This is a genomic window from Candidatus Accumulibacter aalborgensis, assembly GCF_900089955.1.
Lineage (GTDB): Bacteria > Pseudomonadota > Gammaproteobacteria > Burkholderiales > Rhodocyclaceae > Accumulibacter > Accumulibacter aalborgensis.
This window is the reverse complement of the sequence record NZ_FLQX01000053.1, coordinates 1-3,793: the sequence shown is the minus strand read 5'-3', so window position 1 is coordinate 3,793 and position 3,793 is coordinate 1. Positions and strand designations below refer to the sequence as shown.

Annotated in this window: 4 protein-coding genes; all 4 read right to left on the bottom strand. The window is 59.6% G+C overall.

Translation table 11 applies throughout. The annotated features are described in order from the left end of the window. Positions 1 to 1,257: 1,257 nt before the first annotated feature. The gene (locus tag ACCAA_RS04440; protein WP_186406041.1) at positions 1,258 to 1,611 is read right to left on the bottom strand and encodes a MarR family EPS-associated transcriptional regulator; all 354 of its coding nucleotides are present in this window, start codon (positions 1,609 to 1,611) and stop codon (positions 1,258 to 1,260) included. Positions 1,612 to 1,641: 30 nt separating this feature from the next. After that, positions 1,642 to 1,935 carry an MBL fold metallo-hydrolase gene (locus tag ACCAA_RS04435; protein ID WP_186406040.1) on the bottom strand — a complete coding sequence of 98 codons (294 nt, stop codon included), beginning with the start codon at positions 1,933 to 1,935 and terminating at the stop codon, positions 1,642 to 1,644. Positions 1,936 to 1,986: 51 nt separating this feature from the next. Beyond that, complete coding sequence (gene nusG, locus ACCAA_RS04430) at positions 1,987 to 2,505, bottom strand: transcription termination/antitermination protein NusG (RefSeq protein ID WP_186406039.1); 519 nt, start codon at positions 2,503 to 2,505, stop codon at positions 1,987 to 1,989. Positions 2,506 to 3,122: 617 nt separating this feature from the next. Next, on the bottom strand, positions 3,123 to 3,793 hold a 671-nt coding region (locus tag ACCAA_RS04425; RefSeq protein ID WP_186406038.1), incomplete at its 5' end, for a DUF4351 domain-containing protein.

The following is a 3,793-nucleotide window of genomic DNA, read 5'->3' as shown; positions in this document are numbered from 1 at the left end:
CTCGGGCACCTGGCGCAGACGCTCCGGGTTCAACACCCGCTTGGTAATCGTCATGGCGATCTCCTCGTATGTCCAGACCCAGTTGTAGCAGCCGGGACAGCGCCAAGGCGATGTCTTCTTGTAACGTACTGCCCCAGAGATGGGCAATAAGTCCCACCATAACAGCAGGTTGCGCGATCAGGAGATCTTGTAACGGCGGTCGCGGGGTTGTCGGAGCGTTACAAGAGATCGCTTCTGATTCAAGGCCTTGCATGGGCAAGACATCTTGTAACGGTGCGGGAGGTGCGCAGGGCTCGGTGCTTTTGCCCGGACGGCGGCTATAGCCCGGATGCTTGGCGCGCCAGGCTTGCACCCGCGCCACTGCCTCGGCCCCTCGGTGATAACCCTGATTCTCCGGCTTGGCCAGCCACCGCGCTTGACTCGCTCGCTTGCTGGCCGCCTGGCAGACGACCTCTGAACAGTAGCGCTGATGCTTCGCGTTGCGCGCATCAGGCGCGAAGACTTCTCCGCAATTCAGACACTTGTGCTTCGTCTCTCGATCCATCTCGTGCCTCTCGCCAAGTCACTCCATTGGCTACGACACGAACCCGGAAGAACACCGAACAAAAACCAAACCAGCAAAAGAACAGTCAGCAAAAAATGCTTAAAGCACGAAGAAGAGACCTCAAGAAAATCCAGTTTCAACTCGTCAGGTTCACACCAGTTTCAGCTTGGCGCTGACAGATGGTGCCGGGTTTGCTGTGGACCGTTGCATGGCGGGGTTTTTTATCGCCCGATCAATCGGGCTCCTACATTGCCGTGGCAGGCTCGACTGATGATGATCACTGGGGCTGAACTGTCGGGCGGCCGTGTGTTGGCTGGCCTGCGTGTTATCCGGGCACGCTACCGCCATACCGGAATGCCTTGGCATTCAGCATGTGGTGCGCCTGCAGAGGTGGGCACTGCCCTCCTCGGGTTCGACCGATGCGGCGCCTGGATGGAGCGGTTGTCTGTTTGCGCGTTGGCGGCGTTTGCTTTTTCGGGCAGCCCGACGGTCCTAAACTATCGAGACGACCCCGGTCATGAAAGTCATGGCCGTTTACTTCACCTATTCAACTACAGTGTGCGTTCTTCCGGTTTGCCCACCGGAATCGTTCGACGGGCTGGGAGCATGCTCCGTGAATACCCCTGGTCACTCGTCGAACCTTCTCCCACGCAGTGGATAGGGGAGATTCCTGAGTTGCAAAGGCCACTTTCGCGGTAACGCCGCTCTTCAAGTCAGTGCTTCGTTTCTTTTCCCTGATCGTCCTGTGCGGCCAGTTCGGCTCGCATACGTTCGATTTCCACTTTCATCGCGACGTATTCCTCTTCCTTCCGGGCGAGGTAGTTGCGCGTCAGGCGCAGCTTGGCGCCAAGACCCTCGGGAGTCAGCAGGTACGCATATTTCAGTTTGTCTTCGGCGCGAAGAAAGCTGCCAGCCTTGATGTAGCCCTTATTGAGCAGCGCCTTGAGTAGGTAATTGGTCTTGCCCAGGCTGGCACCAAGCCGTTCAGCGAGCTGCCGCTGGTTGATCTGTGGCTCTTCCTCGACGATTCGGAGGATGCGCAGGTGCACTTGCTCGGCCGGGGTCATGTGTTGTTGTTCAATTGATGAACAGCAATGTTAAGAGATGTTGGCGAAAGGGGCAAGGGAAACGCTCGTTTTGGTCGTTCCATGTGCCATGTGCCATGTGTGCGCATGGTTGATGGGGACGTGCGTGACGATCAGGGTACGGATGCGATCGATGGGGAAGATGGTCAATCGTGCGGACCCGGCACTGTCGCTGGAGGTCTCGGCGCCCTGGAAGAGGCCGCAGTCGATCCGTGGGGACGGGTCATCCGGCAGGCTGAGCTGATGGCAGGAACCGGTGACGCCGTCTATGGCTCCGTGATGGGTGATTCTGGGGGCGAGGGTCATGGGTTCGGGTTATCGCCTTATCGCCCGATGAATCGGGCGATAAGCGCTTCATCACGCCAGCGTCACGTGCCCAGCCGGCACTGCGACCGCCTTTTCGCGACCGAGCAGGCTGAGCATGATGGTGACCCGCTCCTCGGCGACGGCGGACACGATGCCGGACATGCCTTTGAGCGGCCCAGCAGCGATCTCCACACTGTCACCGGACTGGAAAGGATGCACTTTCTCGTCCACTGCTGCGGCCTGACGTTCAGCCAGCGAGCGAATTGCGGCGAGTGTCGCATCATCCAGGGTGGCGGGGATCGCACCAAAGCTGACCAGTCCGCTGACGCCGGGCGTGCTGCGAATCGGGCCGACGCTCTGTTCGGGGCGACCGCAACGCACGAAGCTGTAGCGCGGGAACATCACCTGCTGCCGCTTCGTCCAGCCAGCCCTGGTGTTTTCCCACTGCGTGAGCATGGGCAGGAAAACCTCATAGCCCTGCTCCTCGAGCTTGCGCACGGCCAACGCCCCGCGGCGAGGCTTGCAGACGCAGACATACCACGGTTTGACTGGAGACAGGTTGGCAGGCATGGGGCGGCGGCTAAATGTGATGATGAGGAGGAGGACAGGAACTGCAGGGGACCCGGCGAGTATCCCCGGATCCTGCGGGTGTCGTCAATCAGCAGCCGGATGAGGCGAAGGCGCAGCGCAGATCATTCAACGTTGGTGCCAATGCGACTCTGGTCCTGGCTGCATCGCAGGCCAGTGCCGCTTTCCCGATGCCGCGTTTGTCGTTGGCCATGCGCCGATTATTCGAAAGTGCCGGCATGGGAGGTGGCACTGGTCACGATTGAGGGGGGGATGGCTGATGCGCTACTCGTCTTTTGTTCGGTGACGGGGTAAGGTAATTTCTGTCAAACGACCGGCTATCGTGCTTGTCTTTTCGCCCATCTGAAGTGCTGCGACAACCGTTACATGGTTCGACTCTGTGCCTGCTGTCGCGCCGTGAAGATGACCCAAAATCCGGCGCAATCTGCTACGTCCTTTTGCGGCAGTTGCTTAAAGGGACTGGATTGCCGCGCTTCGCTCGCAATGACGGCGAGGGGGAGCGGGAGGCGCCGCGCTCACGATGAACGCTCCACCCTCTGCCACCGTGCTACTGCCATCGCCACGGCACTTAGCGTAGCAACGTGGCAGCAATCCGGTGCTCAATCCTGATCGAAGACTTCGTCCAGCGATTTGGCGTCAAAGATGTTGAGCGCCCAGCTTTCGAGCTGCTCAACCGTGGCGTTGGCCAGTCGGGCGCGGACGGCGTCAGGAAGCGTACCAAAGCGACGGGCGAGTTGGCTCTGCAGGAGGGTAGCTTCCCCTTTTTGCATGCCTTGTTGCTCTCCTTGCTGCAATCCCTGCTGCAATCCTTTTTCGATGCCGAAGCGTTCGGCAGAGGTAACGTAGGGCATGGTGACGTTCCTTTCCAATGTGTAGACTTCGTCCATCAGCCGCTTCTCGAGTTCTGTCGGCAAGCGCATCAGCCAGTCGATGACGCTGAACAGGTCAATGATGCGCTGTTTGTCCCAGTTGCGTTCGTAAAGCAGCTTGGCTAGCCGCCATTTTGCCCTATAGCGTTGCTCGGGGTCACCCTTTGTCTGGCGGGTGAACAGGTGCGCCGCGGTAACCAGGGCGAAGGGGTTGGGGTCCGCCAGGAGGGCTTCGGCCTGATCAGCGTAATCGAGAATCTTGACGGTTGGGAAACGGATGCCGACTTCGCAGCCAAATAGCTGGTAGCCGAAGTGGGTGGGTTTCCAGTTTTCGCCGTCGTCTGCCAACACGGCGAGACTGGCGACCGGACGGCGGTAGCGGTCGTAGAGCCGGTAGTTGT